The following is a 22,586-nucleotide window of genomic DNA, read 5'->3' as shown; positions in this document are numbered from 1 at the left end:
GCCGCACGGGCTGCGCGCCGGGCTGAGCTTGCTTCAAGACCGGCCCATCTCCCGTGGTCCACCGTTGACGCCCCAGGGTGTGCCGAAGCGGTCGGTCACCATGCCGAAGGTGTCGGCCCAGAACGTCTCGCCCAGCGGCATGCCCACTTTGCCCCCTTCCGCCAGCGCGTTGAACACGCGCGTGGCCTGCGCCACCGTGGGGTAGGTGATGGCCAGCATGCAGCCGTGGATGCCGGTGTGGGGCACGCCGGGCGGTGTGTCGCCGGCCATGATGGCGAAGTCATCGTGCACGAGGTAGGCGTGCATGATGCGGTCGGCGTGTTCGGGCGGCACCGGCAATTCGGCGGGCATCTGGCCGTAGCTGATGAGCGATTCGAGCCTGGCGCCCAGCACCTGGGCGTAAAACGCCATGGCTTGCGCGCAGTCGCCGTTGTAGGACAGGTAGGCACAGAGTTGAACGGACATGGGATCTCCTGAAGGGGGTTGAACGGCAGGGCTTGCCCTTCAACGACGATCGGGACGGTTCGTTTTCGACATCCATGGCCTGCCGCGCGTCAGCGAACAGGCCCCGAGCCCCGTCGTCCTTGCCGTGGGACACCGGTCTCGCCTTGCAGAACCGGCGGGGAGCGATCCGCGCCCGTGCGCCGGTGGCGGTTTTCAACAGGATCGTGGTGGGTGTGCTGCCGGGCCGGGCCTGGCGCCGGGCCGGGGCGGTGGGCGCGCCGGGTGGTGCGGCCAAAGGGAATCGAACCCCTATCTGGCCCTTAGGAGGGGCCCGTTCTATCCATTGAACTATGGCCGCGACAGCGAGAGCGCATTGTACGGGCGCGGTTGGGCGCCAGCCGCCCCGCGCCCCTAGTCGTACTGGATCGTGAAGATCAGATCGATGGCGTTTTCTTCGCCGGCTCGCGCCCTCACGGTCAGCCGGCGCGAGACGTCGTAGAAGATGCTGACCGTGCCCAGCGCACCGGCCAGGCTGCGTTCGTAGCTCAGGTACAGATTGTTCGACAGCCGCTTGCCCAGCGTGAGCGCGGCCGAGGCGGCCGAGCCGTCGGCGTTGGTGGCGCTGCCGGCGAACGACACCTCGTCCAGCCCCAGGGCGGCGGCCAGGCCGCCGTCGAGCCGGCCGTCGCGGCCCGCCAGCAGCGCCAGCGCGGCCTGTTGCAGCACCGCGGCTTCGGCGCCGGCACCACTGGCCGGGCGACCGAGCACCAGCCAGGCGAGTTTTTCGCTGTCGGGCAACTCGGGGTCCGAGAACAGGCGCACGCGCGGTGACTGCGCCGTGCCGCTGATCTGCACGCCCACGCGCTGGCTGGTGTTGGGGCGCACGGCGGTGATGTCCAGCGTGGGGTTGTCGTACGGCCCGGTGAAACGCAGCACGCCGTTTTCAATGGTGAGCTGCTGGCCGTAGGCGCGGTACGAACCGCGCACGGTGCGAACATCACCGAGCACGCGGGGCGTGGGCAGCTCGGGTGTGCTGCGCACATTGATCTGGCCGGCCAGCCGGGTCTGCAGGCCCTGGCCGCTGACCTGGAAGTCCTCGCCCAGGTCGATGTCGATCAGCACGTTGGGCTGCACGCGAAACGCGCCCGGGGTCTCCAGCGGTGTCTCGGTGCCCCGCACCACCACGTCGGCGCCCAGGCTGGGCGTGGACTCGTCGGGCAGCACGAACAGGGCGGAATCCGCCTTGAGCGCACCGCGGATCTGCAGCGCCGTGCCCACCAGTTCGGCCTGCAGCTGGCCCGAGAGCGTGAGCCGGCGGTCGGCGCGGGACGACACCCGAAGCCGGTCGGCCGTGGCCTGCAGCTTGATGGTGGGCTGGCGCCGGCTCAAACCGTCCACCGTGACGCGCTTGAACTCGGTGGTGCCGCTGGCCAGCAGCGTGCCGCCGGCCTCGGCGCCGCCGCGGCCCTGCAGATAAAAGCGGTCGATGGTGATGCGCTCGCCGGCCAGCGTGGCGCGCAGTTCACCGCGCGAGAACGAGATGCCGTTGACGATGGAGCGCAAGGCCAGCTGGTCGGCCCGCAAGCTGCCGGTCCACAGCGGGTCGGCGCGCGTGCCGCCGAGCGTGGCGCTGGCGGCCAGCGTGCCGCGCACGCGCCAGCCGGGTGGAGCCAGTGCCGACCACACGCCCACCTGCGGCAGGTTGGCCGTGATCGTGCCGCGCAACGGCGCGTCGCTCGCCCAGTGCCAGGCGGTCTGCTCAGCCCCGGGTGGACTCAGCGTGGTGCCGAGTTCGGCGCTGGCCTGGCCGAGTCGCTCGCTGTCCCAGCGCAGGCTGGCCTGCACGTTCGCGCCCTGCGTGCTCACGCTCAGGCGCGCCTCCTTGATGCCGGTTTGCAGGCGCTGGGTGGAGCGGGTGTTTTCATCGAACGCACCGTCGGTCTGCACCGAGAGGTCGCCCGTGCGGTGCTGCAGCTGGGCGCTCAGGCGCGGCGGCGTGGCGGCGTCCGCCGGCAGGAACAGGTCCCAACCGCCGTCGAACACCACGTCGCCGCCCAGGCCGGCCTGGCTCAACGGGCCTGCCCTGGCTCCCTCGGCGGTGGTCAGCGCGTCGATCCACGAGAGCGGCAGGCCTGTGAGACGCCCGCGCGTGAGCAGTGCGCCCTGCTGCCAGGCGAACTGGTCCCAGGCCAGGGACATGGGCGTGGTGGTGGCCGGGGTGGCGACCGCTGCGCCGCCAGCCCGGTTGTTGAACGTGGGTTGCAGGCGCAGCTGTCCCGCGTCGGCCTGCAGGTCGATGGCGCTTCGGGCGTCTGTCCAGCGCAGACCGATGGCGGTCGCGGCCTGCAGTGTCCAGTCGACCACGCGGTCCTTGCGCGCGTTGTCGCTGGCACGCAGTTGCAGGCGGGACAGGTCCAGCCGCCCGCTGTCGATGTCGGGCTGTCGGGCCGTGCCCAGCTGCAGCCGGCCCTGGGTGTCGAGCGTGCCGCGCCAGGGGCCTTGTTCGGCCTGGCCGGTGGCGCTGATGTCGAGCTGGTGGGGCAGGCCCCCGGCCTGCAGGTTCAGCCTGGACAGGGACAGCGTTTGCAGCGTGCCGACCACCGCGTCGGCCCCGGTGGCCGGGTCGGCCGCGCGGGCGGGCGCGCCGCGCGTGATCACCAGACGCGGGGCCTGCAGGCGGGCCTGCACGCGCGGTGGCGTGGCGGTGGTGGCACCGCTGAGCGGTGGCGGGTAACCGAGCACGCCCAGACCGCCGGTCCATGTGGCGTCCAGCCGCGCGCTGCCTTCGATCTGCAGCCCGGGCTGCGCCTCGAGCCGGGCGCGCAGCAGCGGGCCGACCACGGGCAGGGACTGCAGGCTTTTCAACCAGACGAGCACGCGCGCGGCGTCGTCCAGCACGAGCTTGAACGCGCCCTTGCCCTGGGCGTGGGCCGCGCGGCCTTGCCAGTCGCCCTCGGCACCGGGCAGCGTGAGCGCCAGGCGCCCGTCGAAACTGCGCGCGCCCACGTCGAGCTGGCCCTGGCCCTGCAGCGTCGCTTCGGCCAGGCCGGCGCCGAGCGTGCGCAGGTCCAGCACACCCAGCGCGGCGTTGTCGGGGGAGGGCGTCCAGCGGCCCTGCAGGTTCAGGTCGCGCAGGCGCAGGCCGGCCAGCTGGCCGGCCCTGGGCTGGGTGCCCGACGGTTTCACCACCGCGCTGATGTCGATCGCCGGTCTGGTCGAGTCGGCGTTCACCGCGCGCGCTGAGAAGCTGCCGTCCAGCGCCGCCGGCGCGATGCTGCTCCACAGCGCGGCGGGATTGATGCCGCTGGCGGTCAACTCGCCCTGGAAGTCGCCCAGGGGCGAGGCCGCTGCCTGGCGCCAGGCCTGGCCCTGGACACGGCCACCGCCGAGCCGGGCGTCGAGGTTGGAGAGTGTCCAGCGCGCACCGCGCTGCTCCAGATCGGCCTGCAGGCTTTGCAGCGGCAGGCGTTGCTGGTCGGCGGGGCCCGGCACCGCATTGGTCAGGCGCACTTGCGCGCGCCAGGCGCCACCGTCGGGCTGCGCCTGCACCGTGCCGCTGAGCTCGGTCATCGGCGCCTGCGGCCAGAGCGCCGCGAGGTCGAGGCGGCTCATGCGCGCGTTCGCCGATTCGATGGGCTGGGTTTTCCAGGGGCGGATGCGCGCGGCGGCATCGAGCACCGGGGTGTCGCTGGCGCTGGCGGTGCGGGTGGTGAGGCTGGCCGTGGCGTCGAGCGCCGCGTCGGATTCGGCCAGCTGGCCGGTCACCTGGGCCATTGCCTTGAGCACCAGGTCTTCGCCGCCGGGCACGGTGGCCTTGACCTCGCCCTGCGCGTCCACCCGCAGCGGCATCGGGGCCTGCGCGCCCAGCACGGCCTGGATCCGGTACCGCCCGCCGGCCACCTGGAGGTTTTCCAGATCGAGCTGGTGGGCGTCGGCCACACCCAGGTTCCACAGGCTGTCGGCCGGGCGGTAGCGGTACTGGCCTTCGAGGCCGCTGAGCGAGAGTTCCTGCTTGCCGTCGAGCACCAGCTCACCGACCGACCAGGGCAGGGTGATGGCCATCGGCAGGGTGATCGGCTGCAGCGGCTCCACCGGCGTGGGCGGGCGGCGGTCGGTGATCTGCAGGCGGCCGATGTCGAATGGCGAGAAGCGCAGGCCGCGCGCGAGCAGGGCGTCCCACCAGAAGCGGTTGTCCAGCGCGATGCGCACGCCGGTGGCCTGCACGATGAGTTCGTCGCGTTGCCACTGCAGCCGTCCGATCTCGCCGCCGTTGCGCAGGCTGCCCCGCACCTCGGCCACGCCGAGCGTGCCGGCGCTCTGACCCTGCTTGACCATGTAAGCCTGGCCCCAGCCGATGGCCCGGGCGAGCGAACCCTCCGTGCCGGCCCATACCCAGGCCGCGATGGGGACCGACAGCAACACCCCCAGCAACCCCGCGGGCAGCCAGAGCGCGACCCTGCGCCAGCCGCCGCGCGTGCGCGTCGGGTGTTGCCGGGGGGTGGTCTCGGCGTTCATGCAGCCGTCAGAAGGTGAAGCCGACGTTGAGGTGCAAACGCAGGCGTTTCGTCTCCAGCCCATAAGCCAGGTCGAGCTGCAGCGGGCCCACCGGGCTGTTGTAGCGCACGCCGGTGCCCACGCCCCACAGGGGTTTGAGGTCGCCCGCGCGGTCGGCCACGGCGCCGCCGTCGATGAACAGCACGCTCTCCACCGGTGAGCGGCCGTCGGCATTGAAGATCGGGCGCTGCCATTCCAGGCTGACCACGCCCTTGAAGCGACCCGGCAGCACGCTGCCGTCCGCCTGGGGAACGCCGATGTCGCGCAAGCCGTAGCCGCGCACGGTGGCGTCGCCGCCGGTGAGGAACAGCTGCGTGTCGGGGATGGCGGCGCTGCGTTTGGCCAGCACCGCGCCGCCTTCCACGCGCAACGCCAGGCGGCCCTGGTTGGTGCGCGTGGTCGACACGTTCAAGTCCCGCGCTTCACCGGGCTTGGGCTCGGGCGGCGGCGAGCGGTCGCCCAGCGGCCAGTAGCCCAGCCAGCGCGCCCGCGTGCGGGCAAACGGCAAGCGTGTCGTGCCCAATGTGTAGCCCGCACCGAGCTCCACCGCCAGACCGTGGCCGGCGTGGGGCGATATCGGATCGTCGAAGCGGCGCCGCGTCCAGGCGTAGTTGGCGGTGATCGATGAGTTGGCCTCGGCGGTGCGCAGGGTCTGCGTGGCTTCGTTGAAGACGCTGGCGCGGTCGTATTGCAGATAGAAACTGCGGTCGTACTCAATGCCGTCCTGCGACTGGCCGGCGCGCAGCCGCTGGCTGGTGGTGATGTTGAAGTCGTCCTGCTCCTGCAGCAGGCGCCCGCCCGCGATCCAGCGCCAGCCATCGTTGCTGGGCGGAGAGCTCCAGTCGGTGCTCAGGAGCTGGTCCACGCGTTCGACCTTGAGCGCACTCACCGCACGCCAGCCGATGCCGGGCACGCTGTGGTGCGTGTGCTCGATCGACAGGCGCGCGCCGCTGTCGGTGCTGCCGCCCACGCCCAGCACGAGTTTCTGCCGCAGGCTCTCGCGCAGCTGCACCTTCACCGGCAGGGATTCGCCGTCCATGCTGGGCTCCACGAACACGAAGGCCGAGTCGTAGTACCCACTCTCGATCAGGCGCTGTTGCGCCGCCTGAAGTTGCGCCAGGTCGTAGTCGCTGCCGGGCACCACACCCGCCAGTCGCACCAGGCGCTCGACCGTGGTCTTGTCGTAGCGCTGCGCGCCCTCGACCATCACGTCGCCCATGCGCATCGCGCGGCCCGAATCGAGCTCGATGTAGAGGTTGGCCTGGCGGTTGTCGGCGTCGATGTCGGCCAGGCTGTTCTGCACCCGGCCGGCGGGATAGCGCCGCGCGATCAGGGCACGCAGGGCCGCGTCCTTGGTGCGGTCCCAGTCGGTCTGCGAGAAAGGCAGGCCCTGCATCAGCCGCACCTCGAACTGGATCGCCTCGCGCTGCCCGGCCGCCTCGGGTGCGGTGGCGATGTCGCCGACGAACGAAACATTGACCGTGGCCACGCGGGTGACGGGACCGGGCGACACGCGGATGGTCACGGTTCCCAGGGGCCGGCTGCCCGATGTGTCGTTGCTTGCCGCCGCATCGGCGGCCGCGGTCAGGGCCGGCGGCCCGATGACGTCCACCACCGGTGAGAAATGGCCCAGGGTGGCAAGCAATTCGCGCAGGTTGGCGGGTGCCGCGGCCAGCAGCCGGTCGAGTTCATTGGCATCGAGGTTGCGCAGCAGCCGAAAGCGCTGCAACTCCAGGTGGCGCAGCAGGAATTCACGCACCTCGTCGGGCGCCTGCAGGTCGATCTCGAAACGGGGCGCTGCCGGCGGTCGGGGTGTGCGCGGTGTGGTTCGGTCGCGGGCGGCGGGTGCGGCCGGCGTGTCGGCTTCGGCCGCATCCACGGCGTCCTGCAGCGGACTGGCCGTGGCTGCGGCGGGCGCCACCACGGCTTGCGCCTGTGCAGCCGGTGGGCACAACAACGCAAGGAAAAGCACAAACGACCCCGCCCTGGGGGCGGAGCCCGGAACAAGACGGGTCATTCAGTTATTTCGAGAGCAATCTCATCGTGTCTTCCAGCCCCTTCAAGGTCAGCGGGAACATGCGCTGGCTCATGAGTTGCTGGATCACGCTGATGCTCTGTCGATACTGCCACACGCCCTGAGGTTCCGGGTTGATCCATGCGTACTTGGGAAAAGCGTGCGTGAGGCGCTGCAGCCACTCGGCGCCGGCCTCCTCGTTGTTGTATTCCACGCTGCCGCCGGGTTGCAATATTTCGTAAGGACTCATGGTCGCGTCGCCCACGAAGATCAGTTTGTAGTCCTTGTTGTACTTGCGGATGATGTCCCAGGTGGGGAACTTCTCGGCATAGCGGCGGCGGTTGTTCTTCCACATGAAGTCGTAGACACAGTTGTGGAAGTAGTAGAAGTCCAGGTGCTTGAACTCGCCCTTGACGGCCGAGAACAGTTCCTCCACGCGCTGGATGTGTTCGTCCATCGTGCCGCCCACGTCCATGAGCAGCAGCACCTTCACGTTGTTGTGCCGCTCCGGGATCATCTTGATGTCGAGGTAGCCGGCGTTGGCCGCGGTGGCGCGGATGGTGTCGGGCAGGTCCAGTTCGAACTCGTTGCCTTCGCGCGCGAACTTGCGCAGGCGGCGCAACGCCACCTTGATGTTGCGTGTGCCCAGCTCCTGCGTGTCGTCGTAGTCGCGGTAGGCGCGCTGCTCCCAAACCTTCACGCCGCTCTTGTTGCCACCCTTGCCACCGATGCGAACCCCTTGCGGGTTCTGCCCGCTGTTGCCGAACGGCGAGGTGCCGCCGGTGCCGATCCATTTGCTGCCGCCCTCGTGGCGCTCCTTTTGCTCCTCCAGCCGTTTCCTGAGCGTCTCCATCAGTTCGTCCCAGTCCATCCTGGGTGCATTCGCCTTCTGCTCATCGGAGAGGATGCGCTCCATCTCCTGGCGCAGCCAGTCGGCGGGGATCGGCTTGGTGAAGTCCGCGATCATCTCCACGCCCTTGAAATAGGCGGCAAAGGCGCGGTCGAACTTGTCGTAGTGCTTCTCGTCCTTCACCAGCGCGGTGCGCGCCAGGAAGTAGAAGTCGTCCATGCTGCAGGCATCGGGGTTGCGTGGCCCGACCACGTCGGCCTGCAAGGCCTCCAGCAGCATCAGGTATTCCTTGACCGAGACCGGCAGCTTGGCCGAACGCAGGGTGTAGAAGAAGTCGATCAGCATGGGGGCTCCCGGTCTCAGGTGTGAAGGCCACTCAGGTACACCAGCTGGGCACGCGCCTCCGGCCACTCACCAGAACGCATGCTGTACATCACCGTGTCGCGGATGGTCCCGTCGCGGCGCAGCGCGTGGCCACGGATCACGCCGTCCTTTTTCGCGCCCAGCCGCTCGATGGCCTGTTGCGAGGCAACGTTGTAGTTGTCGGTGCGCCAGCCCACCACGTGGCAGCCCAGCGTGTCGAAGGCGTGTCCCATCATGAGCAGCTTGCAGGTGGTGTTCACATGGCTGCGCTGCACGCTTTTTGCGTACCAGGTGTAGCCGATCTCCACGCGTTTGACCGCCGGCAGGATGTCGTGGAAGCTGGTGCTGCCAAGCACCCGGCCGGTGGCCTCTTCCGTGACCGCAAAGGCGAAACGGTGGCCTTCGCTGCGCATCGTCAGCGCCGTTTCGATGTAACCGCGCGTCTCAAAGGGCTCGGGCACCGAGGTGACCCGCAGCCTCCACAGTTCACCGTCGGCTGCCGCAGCGCGCAGGCCGTCCTCGTGGTCCAGCGACAGCGGAAGCAGGGCAATGCCGTTGGAGCGGAGGGTGACGGGTTGAACGAACGACATGGCGAACCCGTTCAACGGTTCCTTTGGTTCATGAAGACCAGCTTCTCGAACAAGGTGGTGTCTTGTTCATTTTTCAGCAGCGCGCCCACCAGCGGCGGGATGCTGACCTTGCTGTCGGCGCTTTGCAGGGCTTCGAGCGGGATGTCCTCGGCCATGAGCAGCTTGAGCCAGTCGAGCAGCTCGGAGGTGCTGGGCTTCTTCTTCAGTCCGGGCAGGTTGCGCACGTCGTAGAAGGTCTTCATGGCTGCGGCCAGCAGTTCCTTCTTCAGGCTGGGGAAGTGCACGTCGACGATGCGCTGCATGGTCTCGGCGTCCGGGAACTTGATGTAGTGGAAAAAGCAGCGGCGCAGAAAAGCGTCGGGCAGTTCCTTCTCGTTGTTCGAGGTGATGAACACCAGCGGGCGGTGCCTGGCGCGCACCAGTTCGCGCGTCTCGTAGCAATAGAACTCCATGCGGTCGAGTTCGCGCAGCAGGTCGTTCGGGAATTCGATGTCGGCCTTGTCGATCTCGTCGATCAGCAGCGCCACCGGTTCGTCGGCGGTGAAGGCCTGCCACAGCACACCCTTGAGGATGTAGTTGTGGATGTCCTTGACCTTCTCCTCACCCAGCTGGCTGTCGCGCAGGCGGCTCACCGCGTCGTATTCGTACAGGCCCTGCTGGGCCTTGGTGGTGCTCTTGATGTGCCACTGCAGCAGCGGCAGCTTGAGGGCGGTGGAGACCTCTTCGGCCAGCATGGTCTTGCCGGTGCCCGGCTCGCCCTTCACGAGCAGCGGACGCTTGAGCGTGATGGCGGCATTGACCGCCAGCATCAGGTCCTGCGTGGCGACGTAGTTCTCGGAACCTTGGAATTTCATGGGTTGTTCTGCTGGAAGGGTTGAACAAGGGGCGGCTGCCCGGGTGCTCCCGCCCCGCGGCTGCGGGCAGCAGCTCTGCAGGGCTCGCACCGCCGGGGGTTTTCGAGGGAAAGCGTGCCGCAACCGGTCTATATAATCAGCCGTTGATTTTCCCCCGCTGACTCATTCATTGTGCTTGCAAAATGACCTCACTGCTGTCTTCGACCACCCGCGCCCTTGTCACCGCTGCGACGCTTTGCGCAGCCGCTTTCTCGGTTCATGCCCAGGCCTTGACCGGTGACGTGGCCGCCGGACAGAAAAAAGCCGACATGTGCATCGGTTGCCACGGCATCGTGGGTTACCAGAACAGCTTTCCCGAAATCCACAAGGTGCCGATGATCTCGGGCCAGACCGGGGCCTACATCGTTTCGGCGCTCAACGCCTACAAGAAGGGCGACCGCAAGCACCCCACCATGCGCGGCATCGCCGGCTCTCTCAGCGAGCAGGACATGGCCGACCTGGGTGCCTACTACGCATCGCACGCCGACAAGGCCGCGCCCGACACGCCCCGCACGGCCAGCACCACCGCCGCCGCCCTGATTGAAAAAGGGGCCTGCGCTTCCTGCCACGGTGCGAACTTCAGCAAACCGATCGACCCGAGCTATCCGAAGCTGGCCGGCCAGCATGCCGATTACCTCTTCTTCGCGCTCAAGGCCTACACGGTCGAAGGCAATCCGGTGGTGGGCCGCTCCAACGGCATCATGGCCGGCATCGCCAAGCAGTATTCCACCGCTGAAATGCGCGAGATCGCGAAGTACCTCGGTTCGCTGGAAGGCGAAATGAAGGTGGTGCCGCAGCCACGCTTCAAGTAAGCGCCGACTGCCCAGCGAAAAAGCCGCTCACCGAGCGGCTTTTTGCTTTCCGGGGACAAAGCCGGAGCGCGGTCCGCAGGCACGAGGTCATCTGATCCAGGGGCATCAAGGGTCCGGCTCCACCGGCCCAGGATGTCGCCCCCTTCCCGCCGAAGGCGAGAGAGGGGGGAGGCGCCGAAGGCGACGCGGGGGGTGTCAATCTCCCGTCGCCCTTCGGCGCACCTGGTCGATGTAGGCCTGCCCGTCGGGGGGGCGTCCCGATCGCTGGCTTTCCCACAACATGGTGCCCAGGCACTCCATCACCTCGTGGTGAGCGGCGTGCAGGTCGTCGCGGCGCGCGGCGAGCAGTTCCACCGCCTGGCGAATGCCGGGGGGCTGGTCGATGCTGCACTGCTCGCTGATCGACAGGTGCATCGACAGGTGCAGAAACGGGTTGTCGCGTTCGGTGCCGGGCGCGCCGATGCGCGCCAGTGACCCGTCCAGATCGGCCAGTTCGTTGTGGTACTCGGGATGTTCGGCGATCCACTGGCTGGCGAGGGTCTCGATCGCCTCCATGGGCTGCTGCTGCTCTGTCTTGGCGTGCACCGCGCAGAAGAAGCGGCGCACATCGGCTTGGGATGGGTTGAACATGGGGTGATTGTCCCGCAGCGCCGGGCTTCACAGCCGCCAGGCAGGCAGTTGCCAGTTGCGCCACAGGGCCAGTCCGCGCAGCCCGGCGGTGACGGCCACGCAGGCCAGCAGCGCCACCCAGCCCGGTGCCTGCAGGTGCCACAGACCCACATGGACCCAGCTGCCGGCGAATGCACACACGGCGTAGGGCCGGTGGTCGTGGAAAGCGCTGGGAATCTCGTTGCACACCACGTCGCGCAGCACGCCGCCGAAGACCCCGGTGATCAGGCCCATGAGCACCGCCACCAGGGCGGGCATGTCCAGCAGCAGCGCCTGGTGCACGCCGGTGGCGGCAAACAGGCCCAGGCCCAGCGCGTCCGGCCACTGCATGGCGCGCTCGGTGAGCGCGAAGTGCCGCGAGCGCAGGAACAGCATGGCCAGCACACACAGCGCAAGCACCCCCCACAGCAGTTCGACGTGGCGCACCCAGAAGAAGGGCCGCTGGTCCAGCAGCAGGTCACGCAGCGTGCCGCCACCGAAGGCCGCGAGAAATCCGACCACGCACACGCCCACCGCATCGAGCTGCTTGCGTGCGCCCGCCATCACGCCCGAGAGGGCAAACGCCGCGGTGGCGCCGACCTCCACCAGCAGCCGCAGGCCTTCGCCCCACAGGGCCACGTTGTTCAGGGTCGGGTTCATGCGCTGCCCTTCACCGCGAGCAGGGCCGAGATCTGGCGGGTTGCGTCCAGCAGCGGGGGCAACAAGGTTTCCTGCACCACGCGTGCGCTGGTGCGGTTGGCCTGACCACTGAGGTTGAGTGCCGCGACGGTGCGGCCACCGGCGTCCACCAGCGGCGCAGCCAGCGAGATCAGACCTTCTTCCAGCTCCTGGTTGACCAGGCACCAACCCTGTCTGCGCGCTGCCTGCACGCGGCCGAGCAAGGCGGCCGGGTCGGTGACGGTGTGGCGGGTGAGCGGCTGCAGGTCGGAGGCTTGCAGCCGCTCACGCACCTCGGTGTCGTCCAGCCCGGCCAGCAGCATGCGACCCAGCGAGGTGCAGTACGCCGGCAGGCGCGAACCGATGCCGAGCGAGTTTTTCATGATCTTGTGGGTGGGCACGCGCATGACGTAGACGATGTCGGTGCCGTCCAGCACCGCGGCCGAGCTCGATTCCTTCACCGAGTCGACCAGCGCCTCGACCACCGGCTCGGCCAGGTTCCAGATCGGCATCGACGACAGGTAGGCAAAGCCGAGATCGAGGATGCGCGCGGTGAGGCGGAAGTCACGGCCGTCGCTCTCCACGTAACCCAGCGCCTGCAGCGTGAGCAGGATGCGGCGGGCGCCGGCGCGTGTGAGGCCGCTGCGCGCCGCCACTTCGCTGAGTGTCTGGCGCGGCGCCTGCGCGCTGAAGCTGCGGATGACCTCGAGCCCGCGTGCGAACGACTGAACGTAGCTGTCGCCCGGGCGGGGTGGGGTGGTGGTGTCGGCGGTCGGCATGGTCGGATGGCGCAATGTCCTGTTTATAATTCAATCTACGAACATTTGTTCTTCAGGCGAACAAAATTTCAACGCGATGCCCAAGGCCCGCACAGGAGACCATGTGATCAACAAGATTTCCCCGTCGATCGCCGACGCGCTGGCCAGCGTGCAGGACGGGCACACCGTGCTCATCGGCGGCTTCGGTACTTCGGGCATCCCCTCCGAGCTGATCGACGGCCTGATCGAGCAGGGCGCGCGCGACCTCACGGTGGTGAACAACAACGCCGGCAATGGCGACACCGGGCTGGCCGCACTGCTGGCGGCCGGGCGGGTGCGCAAGATCATCTGCAGCTTCCCGCGCCAGGCCGACAGCCATGTGTTCGACGCGCTCTACCGCGCCGGAAAAGTCGAGCTCGAACTCGTGCCCCAGGGCAACCTGGCCGAGCGGTTGCGCGCGGCCGGCGCCGGCATCGGGGGGTTTTTCACGCCGACCGGATATGGCACGGCCCTGGCCGCGGGCAAGGAGACCCGCGAGATCAACGGCCGCCACCACGTGTTCGAGTCGCCACTGCCCGGCGATGTGGCGCTGATCAAGGCCGAGTGCGGCGACCGCTGGGGCAACCTCACTTACCGCAAGGCCGCGCGCAACTTCGGGCCGGTCATGGCGATGGCTGCGCGCCACACGGTGGCCACCGTGCACCACATCGTCGAACTCGGCGAACTCGACCCGGAAACCATCGTCACCCCCGGCATCCACGTTGGAAACATCGTTCGCATCGACCGCGTGGCCACCCAGGCCGGCGGTTTCAAGGGGGAACCATGAGCCCCCACACTCCGCCGCTTCGCGGGTCGTTGCCCCCCGAGGGGGCTGATCCGGCTTGGGGCGGCCCGGCGCCGGATCGTGCTCCCCAGCGCCGCAGCAAGGCCGAACTCGCGCAGCGCGTCGCGCGCGACATCCACGACGGCGCCTACGTGAACCTGGGCATCGGCATGCCCACGCAGGTGGCGAACCACCTCGCCCAGGGCATCGAGGTGGTGTTGCACAGCGAGAACGGCATTCTGGGCATGGGCCCGGCACCAGCCGCCGGTGAGGAAGACTACGACCTCATCAACGCCGGCAAGCAGCCGGTGACGCTGCTGCCGGGAGGCTCGTACTTTCACCACGCCGACAGCTTCGGCATGATGCGCGGCGGCCATCTGGACATCTGCGTGCTCGGAGCGTTTCAGGTCTCGGCCACCGGCGATCTCGCCAACTGGAGCACCGGCGAGCCGGGCGCCATTCCCGCCGTGGGCGGCGCGATGGACCTGGCCGTGGGCGCCAAACAGACCTGGGTGATGATGGATCTGCTCGACAAGCAGGGCCGCAGCAAGGTGGTGCCCAGCTGCACCTACCCGCTCACCGGTGTCGCCTGCGTGAAACGCATCTACACCGATCTCGCCACGCTCGAATGCACGCCGCTCGGCCTCAGGCTCATCGACAAGGTCGACGGTCTGGAGCACGCCGAACTCGAACGCCTGGTGGGCCTGCCCATCGCGACCTGAGTCTGTCTGGACCCAGCAAAATGTCCGTTCGGGCTGAGCCTGTCGAAGCCCCCGCCAACCCACACCGCAAGAGCCCTTCGACAAGCTCAGGGCAAACGGTGTTTTTGAAGACCCTGCCATGACCCAAGCTTTCATCTGCGACGCCATCCGCACTCCCATCGGCCGCTACGGCGGTGCACTCTCCAGCGTGCGCACCGACGACCTCGGCGCCATCCCGCTGCGCGCGCTGATGCAGCGCAACCCGGGCGTGGACTGGGCCGCCATCACCGACGTGATCTTTGGCTGCGCCAACCAGGCCGGCGAAGACAACCGCAACGTGGCGCACATGGCCAGCCTGCTCGCCGGCCTGCCGCTGGAAGTGCCCGGCGCCACCATCAACCGCCTCTGCGGCTCGGGCCTTGACGCGCTGGGCACCGCGGCGCGCGCCATTCGTGCGGGCGAGGCCGGTCTCATGATCGCCGGCGGTGTGGAGAGCATGAGCCGGGCGCCCTTCGTGATGCCGAAGTCGGAAACCGCCTTCGGCCGCAACAACGCGGTGTTTGATACCACCATCGGCTGGCGCTTCGTCAACAAGCTGATGAAGGAGAAGTACGGCGTGGACTCCATGCCCGAGACCGCCGAGAACGTGGCGACCGAATTCAAGATCGAGCGCGAGGCGCAGGACCGCATGGCCCTGGCCAGCCAGACCAGGGCCGTGGCCGCGCAGAAGGCCGGACACCTCGCGCGCGAGATCGTGGCGGTGACGATTCCGCAGAAGAAGGGCGACGCCCTGGTGGTGGAGCACGACGAGCACCCGCGCGCCACCACCCTGGAGTCGCTTGCGAAACTCAAGGGCGTGGTGCGGCCCGACGGCAGCGTGACCGCCGGCAACGCCAGCGGCGTGAACGACGGTGCCTGTGCCCTGCTGCTGGCCGATGAAGCCAGCGCGAAGAAGAGCGGCCTCACGCCGCGCGCGCGCGTGGTCGGCATGGCCACCGTGGGCGTGGCGCCGCGCATCATGGGCATCGGCCCGGCACCGGCCACGCAGAAGGTGCTGGCGCTCACCGGCCTGTCGCTGGCGCAGATGGACGTGATCGAACTCAACGAAGCCTTCGCCGCACAAGGCCTGGCGGTGCTGCGCATGCTCGGCCTGCAGGACGACGACGAGCGCGTGAACGCCTGGGGCGGTGCGATTGCGCTGGGCCACCCGCTGGGCGCCAGCGGCGCGCGCCTGGCCACCACGGCGGTGAACCGCCTGCACGCCACGGGCGGTCGCTACGCGCTGTGCACCATGTGCATCGGCGTCGGGCAGGGCATTGCGCTGGTGATCGAACGCGTCTGAGGCGCCCGTTTTTCGGCCCGCGCAAAACTGATTTGCGCAGCGCCGGTTGAAGTGTGCCGAGCGCAACGCGACACTGAGCGAGACGCTGGAGTGCGCAGGTTCAAGCGACACCCGCGACCCGGAGACTTTCCATGCAACTGCATTTCATCGGCGTGGGCAAGATGGGCCTGCCCATGGCCCTGCACCTGCGCGCTGGCGGCGCAGAACTCGGCGTGAGCGACCTCGACCCGGCCAGGGTGGCGGTCGCCACCGGGCTCGGGCTCGCCGTGGCGCCCGACCTCAGCAGGGCGCTGCAGCAGGCCGACGGCGTCTTCTCTTCCTTGCCGCACGACGCTGCCCTGCTTGAGGTGGCGGTTCAGGTCGCCACCCACGCGCAACCGGGCTCGTTCTGGGTCGACACCAGCACCGTGTCGCCCACCGCGTCGGCGCAAGCCGCGCAGATCTGCGCCGCAGCCGGTGTCGAGCACCTGCGCACCACCGTGTCGGGCAACAACCAGATGGCGCAAGCCGCGCAGCTCACCGTGCTGGCCTCGGGTCCTCGCACCACCTACGACCGCGTGCTGCCGCTGCTGCAATGCTGGGGACCCAACCAGTTTTACCTGGGCGAAGCCGAGCAGGCGCGCCTGATGAAGCTGGTGATCAACCTGATGATCGCGCAGACCAGCGCCATGCTGGGCGAGGCGCTCACGCTGGGCCGCAAGGGCGGGCTCGACTGGCACGACATGTGGCGCGTGATGGGCGCCAGCGCAGTGGCCTCGCCCATTCTCAAGGCCAGGTCGGCGCAGTTGTCCGAGCGCGATTTTTCCGCCACCTTCACCGTGAACCAGATGGTCAAGGACCTCGATCTCATCCTGGGTGCCGCCAGCGACCACCAGGTGCCTCTGCCGCAAACCGCCATGACGCGCCAGCTGATGGACGCCGCGCGTGCCCACGGTGACGCCGGAGCCGATTACGCCGCCATCATCAAGGTGGTCGAACGCAGTGCGGGGTTGTCCACATGAAACGCTTCACCTACCAGAGCCTGCCTTCACGCGTGGTGTTCGGCGCCGGTTCGCTGGCCGAACTGCCGCGCGAGATCGACGTCATGGGCGCGCACCGTGCGCTGGTGTTGTGCACGCCCGAGCAGCGTGGCATGGCCGAGCGGGTGGTGGCCCTGCTGGGCGACCGTGCGGCGGGTGTGTTCGACCGCGCCGTCATGCATGTGCCGATCGAGACCGCGCGCGAAGCGCGCGAGGTGGCCCGGGAACTCGGTGCCGACTGTGCCGTGGCCATCGGGGGCGGCTCCACCACCGGCCTGGGCAAGGCCATCGCACTCGACTCGGGCCTGCCCATCCTGGCCATTCCCACCACCTACGCCGGCTCGGAGATGACACCGATCTACGGCATCACCGAAGCCGGCCTGAAGAAAACCGGGAAGGACATCCGTGTGCTGCCCCGCACCGTGATCTACGACCCGGAACTCAGCCTGGGCCTGCCGGTGGCCCTGAGCGTGACCAGCGGCATCAACGCCATCGCCCACGCAGCCGAGGGGCTGTACGCGGTCGACGCCAACCCGGTCATCAGCCTGATGGCGCAGGAAGGCATGGCGGCCCTGGGTCGAGCGCTGCCGCGGATCCGGGCCCACCCCGGCGATGTGGCGGCCCGATCCGATGCGCTCTACGGCGCCTGGCTCTGCGGCGCCGTGCTGGGTGCGGTGGGCATGGCACTGCACCACAAGCTCTGCCACACCCTGGGCGGCAGTTTCAACCTGCCCCACGCCGAAACCCACACCATCGTGCTGCCGCATGCGCTGGCGTACAACGCCGCTGCCGTGCCCGAGGCCATGGCGCGCATCGCCACGGCGCTCGGCGGCGCCAGCGCCGCGCAGGCGGTGTTTGATCTGGCCCGGGACAACGGCGCGCCGGTGGCGCTCAAGGACATCGGCATGAAGGAAGCCGATCTGGACCGGGCTTGCGACATCGCGATGGGCAACCAGTACCCGAACCCTCGGGCACTGGAGGCGGGCCCGATACGGCGCTTGCTGCAGGACGCGTTTGAAGGAAAACGACCGGGCTGATACCGGACCCGGCCTTCAGTACACCGTGAAGCGCCCCGTCCATTTGCGCTCGTAGCCCATCTTCACGAAGTGCTCGGCCATGAAGTCGATGAAGGTGCGCACCTTGGCGCTCAGGTGCTTGCGGCTCGGATAGGCCAGGTTCACCGTGATGCGGGGCAGGTCCCAGTCGTCGAGCACCGGCACCAGGCGCCCGGCCACGATGTCGTCGTAGACGATGTAGCTGGGCTGCACCAGGATGCCCAGGCCGTCGAGTGCAGCGGCGCGCAGGATCTGCCCGTCGTTGGATTCGAGCAGCGCCTTCACCGCCACCGTCCGGCTTTCACCGCCGCGGGTGAAGCGCAGCTCGTAGGGATTGTTGGCGTGCACGTAGATGAGCATGTGGTGCTTCTGAAGCTCGTCCAGGGTGGCTGGGAAACCGTGTCTGGCCAGGTACCGCGGCGAGGCGGTGAGCACCCGGCGCGTCTCGGCCAGGCGGCGGATCGTGATGTTGCTGTCGGGCTCGACCTCCCGGTTGCGGATCGCCACGTCGATGTTGTTGTCGATGATGTCCAGGTAGCGGTTCGCGGCTTCCACGTGCACGGTCACGTTGGGGTAGCGCTCGGTGTATTCGCGCAGCAGCGGCGCAATGTGGTGCAGCGAGAACGAGAGCGAGGCGCTGATGCGCAGCGTGCCGGTGGGGTTGAGCGCGGCCGCGTTCACGGTGGATTCGGCGTCGCGCAGGTCGGCCAGGATGCTGCGTGCGCGTTGAAAGAACTGCTGGCCGGTGTCGGTGAGATAGAGCCGGCGGGTGTTGCGTTCAACCAGGCGCACGCCCAGGCGCTCCTCGAGTGCGGCGAGCTGCCGGCTCGCGCTGGCGTTGGAGATGTTCATCAACTCCGCCGCACGGCTGAGGCTGCCGCTCTCGGCCACGTGCACAAACAACTCCATTTCGGTCCAGCGATCCATGTTCACCCCGTATTTGCAGCGCGCGGAAAAGTCATTTGCAGCGCCGCACTGGATGGGATTGTGCGCAGCTTCTACAGTGCAGGCCTACAGAGAAAACCCCGCAGGAAGAACCAGCAGGAGACAGGCCGTGCGAAACCTCGACCAGTACAACATCACGCAGGCGGTGATCGCGCGCTTCGCGCAGACGCCCGATCCGCGTCTGAAAGAAATCATGACCAGCCTGGTGCAGCACCTGCACGCATTCGCGCGCGAAGTGAAGCTGACCGAGGCCGAGTGGATGCAGGGCATTGAATTCCTCACCGCCACCGGCCAGAAGTGCGACGACAAGCGCCAGGAGTTCATCCTGCTGTCGGACACGCTCGGCCTGTCGATGCTCACCGTGGCGATGAACAACGACAAGCCGCAGGGCTGCACCGAGGCCACGGTGTTCGGTCCTTTCCACGTCGAAGGCGCGCCGCACGTCGAGCTCGGCGGCGACGTGGCACAGGGTGCGAAGGGCACGCCTTGCAAGGTTCGCGGCACGGTGCGCGGCCTGGACGGTGCGCCCGTGGCGCAGGCGCACATCGAGGTCTGGCAGGCCGATGCCGAGGGCAAGTACGACGTGCAGCGAACCGACTGCGAGCATGCGCAGGCGCGCGCCGTGCTGCAGGCCGACGCGCAGGGCCGATACCACTTCACCTCGATCCTGGCCGAGGCCTATCCGATACCCGAGGACGGCCCGGTGGGCGACCTGCTCAAGGCCACCAAACGCCACCCGTGGCGCCCGGCTCACCTGCACTTCCTGATCAAGGCCCCGGGCTACCAGACCCTGATCACCCATGTGTTTCGCAACGGCGATCAGTACCTGGACTCCGATGCGGTGTTCGGCGTGCGCCAGTCGCTCATTGCCGACTGGTTGCCCCAGGCCGACGGCAGCCATCTCGTCGAGTTCGATTTCGTGCTCAATCCGGTCCGCTGAGTTTTTTCGTTCCCGCCCCACCACAAGGAGACAAGACCATGATGAAACGCGCCTTCCTCACGACCACCCTGGTGGCCGCGCTCACCGCCGCCGGCCTGGGCACCGCCCATGCGCAGCAGACCTTCAAGCTGACCATTGCCTCGAGCCATCCCACCACGCTGCCCTGGGTCGGTCTCATGAGTTCGCTCTTCGTGCCCGAGGTCAACAAGCGCGTGGCCGCGCTCAACAAGGGCTACAAGATCGAATGGCGCGAGGCCTACGGCGGCCAGCTCTACAAGATGAACGCCACGCTCACCAGCGTGGAGCAGGGCATCACCGACATCGGATGGGTGTTCCACAACCTGGAGGCCGCCAAGATGCCGCTCTCGCAGTTCGGCACCGTGACGCCGTTCACCACCGACGACGTGCGCATCATCCTGGACGTGGCCAACGAAATGAACGAGAAGGTGCCCGCCCTGCAGAAGGAATGGGACCGCAACAACATGGTGTTTCTGGGCGCCACCGGCGTGGACACCTACCACCTGTTCACCAAGAACCCGATCGCCACCTACGCCGACCTCAAGGGCCGCAAGATCAGCGCGCCGGGCAGCATCGGGCTGTGGCTCAAGGGTTCTGGCGCGGTGCCGGTGGACGGCTCGCTCACCAGCTACTACACCGACATCCAGACGGGGGTCAGCGAGGGCACGATCTCGATCGCCACCGGCATCCTGCCCAACAAGATCTACGAGGTGGCGCCCTTTATTACCACGGTGAACATCGGCGCGCTCTACATCGGCGGCATGGCGATGAACAAGGACAGCTATGCCGGTCTGCCGCCCGAGGTGCAGCAGATCGTGAAGGACGTGGGCAAGGAATACTCCAAGGCCCTGGGTGCCACGCTGATGCAGCGCTACGAGGCCGCGCTCAAGACCATGGAAACCAATGGCGCGAAGCAGACGCCGTCGGTGCGCGTGACCAACATGAGTTCGGGCGAGCGCGACAAGTGGGTCAAGACCATGCCGAACCTGGCGGCCGAATGGGCGAAGACGAACGCGGCCAAAGGCCCTGCCAAGGAGATCGTGAAGACCTACATGGATGCGCTGCGCAAACGCGGTGTGACACCCGCGCGCGATTGGGACAAAGAACTTTGAGCCACCCCCGCGCCGCGCCTGCTGCGCGTCACCCCCTGGAGGGGGTGTGACCTGGGGCCGGCGAAGCCGGACCCGCGGTCACCTTGGGTGGGACATCACGCCTCGGACGTATCTGTCGTGTTCTTCCTTTTCTTTTCCGGGTTCATCTCATGAGCTTTGAAGCCAACACCGACCTGGAAGGCGGGCCACCGACTGCCGGTGCGCCCGGCAGTGCTTTCGGGCGACTGGTCGACGGTCTGAATGCCTTCGGCTCGGTCGTCATCGGAATGGTGATGGTGTTGATGGTGGTGGATGTGCTCATGCGCAACCTGCTCAACCAGCCCATCGACGGCGTGGCCGAGCTGGTGGCCACGTCCATCGTGGTGATCGTGTTCCTTCAACTGCCGGCCACGCTGCGCCACGGCCGCATGAGCCGGGCAGACCTGTTCATCGATCCCTTCATCCTCCAGCGCCCCCGCGCGGGCAAGCGCCTGCGGGCGGTGTTCTCGGTGGTGGGCTTCTTCGCCTGCGGCGTGATCGCCTGGGCCACCTGGCCGCTGCTCAGCCGCGCCTGGGGCAATGACGAATTCCTGGGCATCGAAGGCATCTTCACCTTCCCCACCTGGCCCATGCGGCTGGTGGTGTTGTGCGGTGCGGCGCTGGCTGCCCTTCAATACGTCCTGCTGGCGATCGAGGACTGGCGCGCAGCCGGAGCGGCGGCATGACCGAACTGCACATCGGCATCGCCGCCATCGTCTGCATGCTGGCCGGCATCTACTTCGGCATGCACATCGGCATTGCGCTGATCGCCACTTCCTTTGTGAGCGTGTGGCTCATCAAGAGCCCGGAGGTGGCGGCCCGTTTCGTGGCGGCTTCGGCCAACGATGCGATCCGCGACTACCTGTTCGGCGTCATTCCGCTGTTTGTGCTCATGGGCATGCTGGTGAGCGTGTCGGGCGTGGGGCGTGACACCTTCGATGTGTTCCAGTGGCTGATGCGCCGCATTCGCGGCGGCCTGGGCCTGGCCACGGTGGCGGCGAACGCGGTGTTTGCCGCCATCACCGGCATTTCCATCGCCTCGGCCTCGGTGTTCACCAAGGTGGCGGTGCCCGAGATGATCCGCCACGGCTACACGCCGCGGTTTTCGGTCGGCGTGGTGGCGGGCTCGTCGGTGCTGGGCATGCTCATCCCGCCCAGCCTGCTGATGATCATCTACGGTGTGCTGGCCGAAGAATCCATCGGCCGCATGTTCATCGCCGGCATCGTTCCCGGGGCTTTGCTCGCGCTGGGCTTCTGCGTGCTGATCGTGGGCATGGCGTGGCTGGTGCCGCACAAGGTGGGCACACCCGAAGCGCTGGCCGGCGTGGGTGCGGGCATCGATGAAACGCCACTGTCGGCCGCCATCAAGTTCTTGCCCATCCTGCTGCTCATCACGCTGGTGCTGGGCGGTCTGTACGCCGGCTTCTTCACGCCCACCGAGGCGGGTGCCGTGGGGGCAGCCGGCGCACTCGTGATTGCGCTGGTGCGCGGACGCCTGACCTGGCGCAAGCTGTGGCAGGTGCTCGTGGAAACCGGCTTTGTCTCGGTGTCGGTCCTTTTCCTCATCATCGCGGCCATGCTCTACAGCCGCATGCTCGCGCTCACCGGCATGCCATCGGCCGTGACCGAAGGCATCACAAACCTCGGCCTCGGGCCTTGGGGCTTCCTGTTCATGTACGTGCTGATCGTGATCGCGCTGGGCTGCATCATCGACTCGGTGTCCATCATGCTGATCATGTTGCCCATCGTGCTGCCCATCGCGCGTGCCTTCGGCATGGACGTGGTGTGGTTCGGCGTGATCACCGTGGTGGCGGTCGAGATCGGGCTGCTCACGCCACCCTTCGGTGTGTCGGTCTACACCGTGAAGTCGGCGCTGAACGATCCGCGCATCAGCGTGCGCGACATCTTTGCCGGTACCTTCCCCTTCGTGCTGATGATGCTCGTCATGCTGGTCATCCTGGCCGCCTTCCCCAGCCTGTCCACCTGGCTGGCCTACCTCTGAGAGTGCT

20 protein-coding genes and 1 tRNA gene are annotated in these 22,586 nt (G+C 67.9%); 10 read left to right on the top strand and 11 right to left on the bottom strand.

Features of this window, described 5'->3' with window-relative positions; translation table 11 throughout:
- Positions 1-33 precede the first annotated feature (33 nt).
- The 7 genes from QUV35_RS10990 to QUV35_RS10960 form a co-directional block, all read right to left on the bottom strand.
- Positions 34-465, bottom strand: coding sequence for a VOC family protein (locus QUV35_RS10990; protein ID WP_300873609.1), 432 nt, complete (start codon positions 463-465; stop codon positions 34-36).
- A gap of 262 nt (positions 466-727) precedes the next feature.
- A tRNA-Arg gene (locus QUV35_RS10985) sits at positions 728-802 on the bottom strand.
- 53 nt (positions 803-855) lie between these two features.
- Positions 856-4,959 (bottom strand): translocation/assembly module TamB domain-containing protein, encoded by a 4,104-nt coding sequence (locus QUV35_RS10980; protein ID WP_300873607.1) that lies wholly within the window; start codon positions 4,957-4,959, stop codon positions 856-858.
- A gap of 7 nt (positions 4,960-4,966) precedes the next feature.
- Positions 4,967-7,015 (bottom strand): BamA/TamA family outer membrane protein, encoded by a 2,049-nt coding sequence (locus QUV35_RS10975; protein WP_300873605.1) that lies wholly within the window; start codon positions 7,013-7,015, stop codon positions 4,967-4,969.
- A gap of 4 nt (positions 7,016-7,019) precedes the next feature.
- A complete protein-coding gene (locus QUV35_RS10970; RefSeq protein ID WP_300873603.1) occupies positions 7,020-8,207 on the bottom strand; it encodes a VWA domain-containing protein in 1,188 nt (395 codons plus the stop codon).
- A gap of 14 nt (positions 8,208-8,221) precedes the next feature.
- Positions 8,222-8,815, bottom strand: a complete 594-nt coding sequence (locus QUV35_RS10965) for a GNAT family protein (protein ID WP_300873601.1) — start codon at positions 8,813-8,815, stop codon at positions 8,222-8,224.
- 11 nt (positions 8,816-8,826) lie between these two features.
- Complete coding sequence (locus tag QUV35_RS10960; protein WP_300873599.1) at positions 8,827-9,669, bottom strand: MoxR family ATPase; 843 nt, start codon at positions 9,667-9,669, stop codon at positions 8,827-8,829.
- Between the two features lie 182 nt (positions 9,670-9,851).
- Between QUV35_RS10960 and QUV35_RS10955 the strand changes: the two genes are divergently transcribed.
- Positions 9,852-10,520 (top strand): c-type cytochrome, encoded by a 669-nt coding sequence (locus tag QUV35_RS10955; protein ID WP_300873597.1) that lies wholly within the window; start codon positions 9,852-9,854, stop codon positions 10,518-10,520.
- A 195-nt stretch (positions 10,521-10,715) separates the two neighbouring features.
- Here the strand turns inward: QUV35_RS10955 and QUV35_RS10950 are convergent, their stop codons facing one another.
- The 3 genes from QUV35_RS10950 to QUV35_RS10940 are packed head-to-tail and all read right to left on the bottom strand — an operon-like array spanning position 10,716 to position 12,625.
- Positions 10,716-11,150 (bottom strand): DUF1841 family protein, encoded by a 435-nt coding sequence (locus QUV35_RS10950; RefSeq protein ID WP_300873595.1) that lies wholly within the window; start codon positions 11,148-11,150, stop codon positions 10,716-10,718.
- A 27-nt stretch (positions 11,151-11,177) separates the two neighbouring features.
- A complete protein-coding gene (locus tag QUV35_RS10945; protein ID WP_300873593.1) occupies positions 11,178-11,828 on the bottom strand; it encodes a trimeric intracellular cation channel family protein in 651 nt (216 codons plus the stop codon).
- Positions 11,825-12,625 (bottom strand): IclR family transcriptional regulator C-terminal domain-containing protein, encoded by an 801-nt coding sequence (locus tag QUV35_RS10940; protein ID WP_300873591.1) that lies wholly within the window; start codon positions 12,623-12,625, stop codon positions 11,825-11,827. Before QUV35_RS10940 ends, QUV35_RS10945 begins: the two co-directional genes overlap by 4 nt.
- A 103-nt stretch (positions 12,626-12,728) precedes the next feature.
- Between QUV35_RS10940 and QUV35_RS10935 the strand changes: the two genes are divergently transcribed.
- The 5 genes from QUV35_RS10935 (at position 12,729) to QUV35_RS10915 (ending at position 17,526) form a co-directional block, all read left to right on the top strand.
- Positions 12,729-13,430, top strand: a complete 702-nt coding sequence (locus QUV35_RS10935; RefSeq protein ID WP_300873589.1) for a 3-oxoacid CoA-transferase subunit A — start codon at positions 12,729-12,731, stop codon at positions 13,428-13,430.
- The gene (locus tag QUV35_RS10930; RefSeq protein ID WP_300873587.1) at positions 13,427-14,149 is read left to right on the top strand and encodes a 3-oxoacid CoA-transferase subunit B; all 723 of its coding nucleotides are present in this window, start codon (positions 13,427-13,429) and stop codon (positions 14,147-14,149) included. The genes QUV35_RS10935 and QUV35_RS10930 overlap by 4 nt, the downstream gene beginning before the upstream one ends.
- A gap of 118 nt (positions 14,150-14,267) precedes the next feature.
- Positions 14,268-15,470 carry a 3-oxoadipyl-CoA thiolase gene (pcaF, locus tag QUV35_RS10925; protein ID WP_300873585.1) on the top strand — a complete coding sequence of 401 codons (1,203 nt, stop codon included), beginning with the start codon at positions 14,268-14,270 and terminating at the stop codon, positions 15,468-15,470.
- Positions 15,471-15,601: 131 nt separating this feature from the next.
- The gene (locus QUV35_RS10920) at positions 15,602-16,471 is read left to right on the top strand and encodes an NAD(P)-dependent oxidoreductase (RefSeq protein ID WP_300873583.1); all 870 of its coding nucleotides are present in this window, start codon (positions 15,602-15,604) and stop codon (positions 16,469-16,471) included.
- Positions 16,468-17,526: a maleylacetate reductase gene (locus QUV35_RS10915; protein ID WP_300873581.1), complete on the top strand. Its 1,059-nt coding sequence runs from the start codon at positions 16,468-16,470 to the stop codon at positions 17,524-17,526. The genes QUV35_RS10920 and QUV35_RS10915 overlap by 4 nt, the downstream gene beginning before the upstream one ends.
- A 15-nt stretch (positions 17,527-17,541) precedes the next feature.
- Here QUV35_RS10915 and QUV35_RS10910 read toward each other — a convergent pair whose 3' ends face one another.
- Positions 17,542-18,471, bottom strand: a complete 930-nt coding sequence (locus QUV35_RS10910; RefSeq protein WP_300873579.1) for a LysR family transcriptional regulator — start codon at positions 18,469-18,471, stop codon at positions 17,542-17,544.
- A 127-nt stretch (positions 18,472-18,598) separates the two neighbouring features.
- Here QUV35_RS10910 and QUV35_RS10905 point away from each other — a divergent pair, with 127 nt between their 5' ends.
- The 4 genes from QUV35_RS10905 (at position 18,599) to QUV35_RS10890 (ending at position 22,579) form a co-directional block, all read left to right on the top strand.
- On the top strand, positions 18,599-19,429 hold the full coding sequence (locus tag QUV35_RS10905; protein WP_300873577.1) for an intradiol ring-cleavage dioxygenase: 831 nt from the start codon (positions 18,599-18,601) through the stop codon (positions 19,427-19,429).
- A 38-nt stretch (positions 19,430-19,467) separates the two neighbouring features.
- Positions 19,468-20,559 carry a C4-dicarboxylate TRAP transporter substrate-binding protein gene (locus tag QUV35_RS10900; protein ID WP_300873574.1) on the top strand — a complete coding sequence of 364 codons (1,092 nt, stop codon included), beginning with the start codon at positions 19,468-19,470 and terminating at the stop codon, positions 20,557-20,559.
- Positions 20,560-20,708: 149 nt separating this feature from the next.
- Entirely contained in the window at positions 20,709-21,263 is a 555-nt protein-coding gene (locus QUV35_RS10895) for a TRAP transporter small permease subunit (RefSeq protein WP_300873572.1), read from the top strand.
- Entirely contained in the window at positions 21,260-22,579 is a 1,320-nt protein-coding gene (locus QUV35_RS10890) for a TRAP transporter large permease (RefSeq protein ID WP_300873570.1), read from the top strand. The genes QUV35_RS10895 and QUV35_RS10890 overlap by 4 nt, the downstream gene beginning before the upstream one ends.
- Positions 22,580-22,586 lie beyond the last annotated feature (7 nt).

This window comes from Hydrogenophaga sp. (assembly GCF_030373225.1).
Taxonomy (GTDB): domain Bacteria; phylum Pseudomonadota; class Gammaproteobacteria; order Burkholderiales; family Burkholderiaceae_C; genus Hydrogenophaga.
This window is presented reverse-complemented; position numbering and strand designations above follow the sequence as displayed.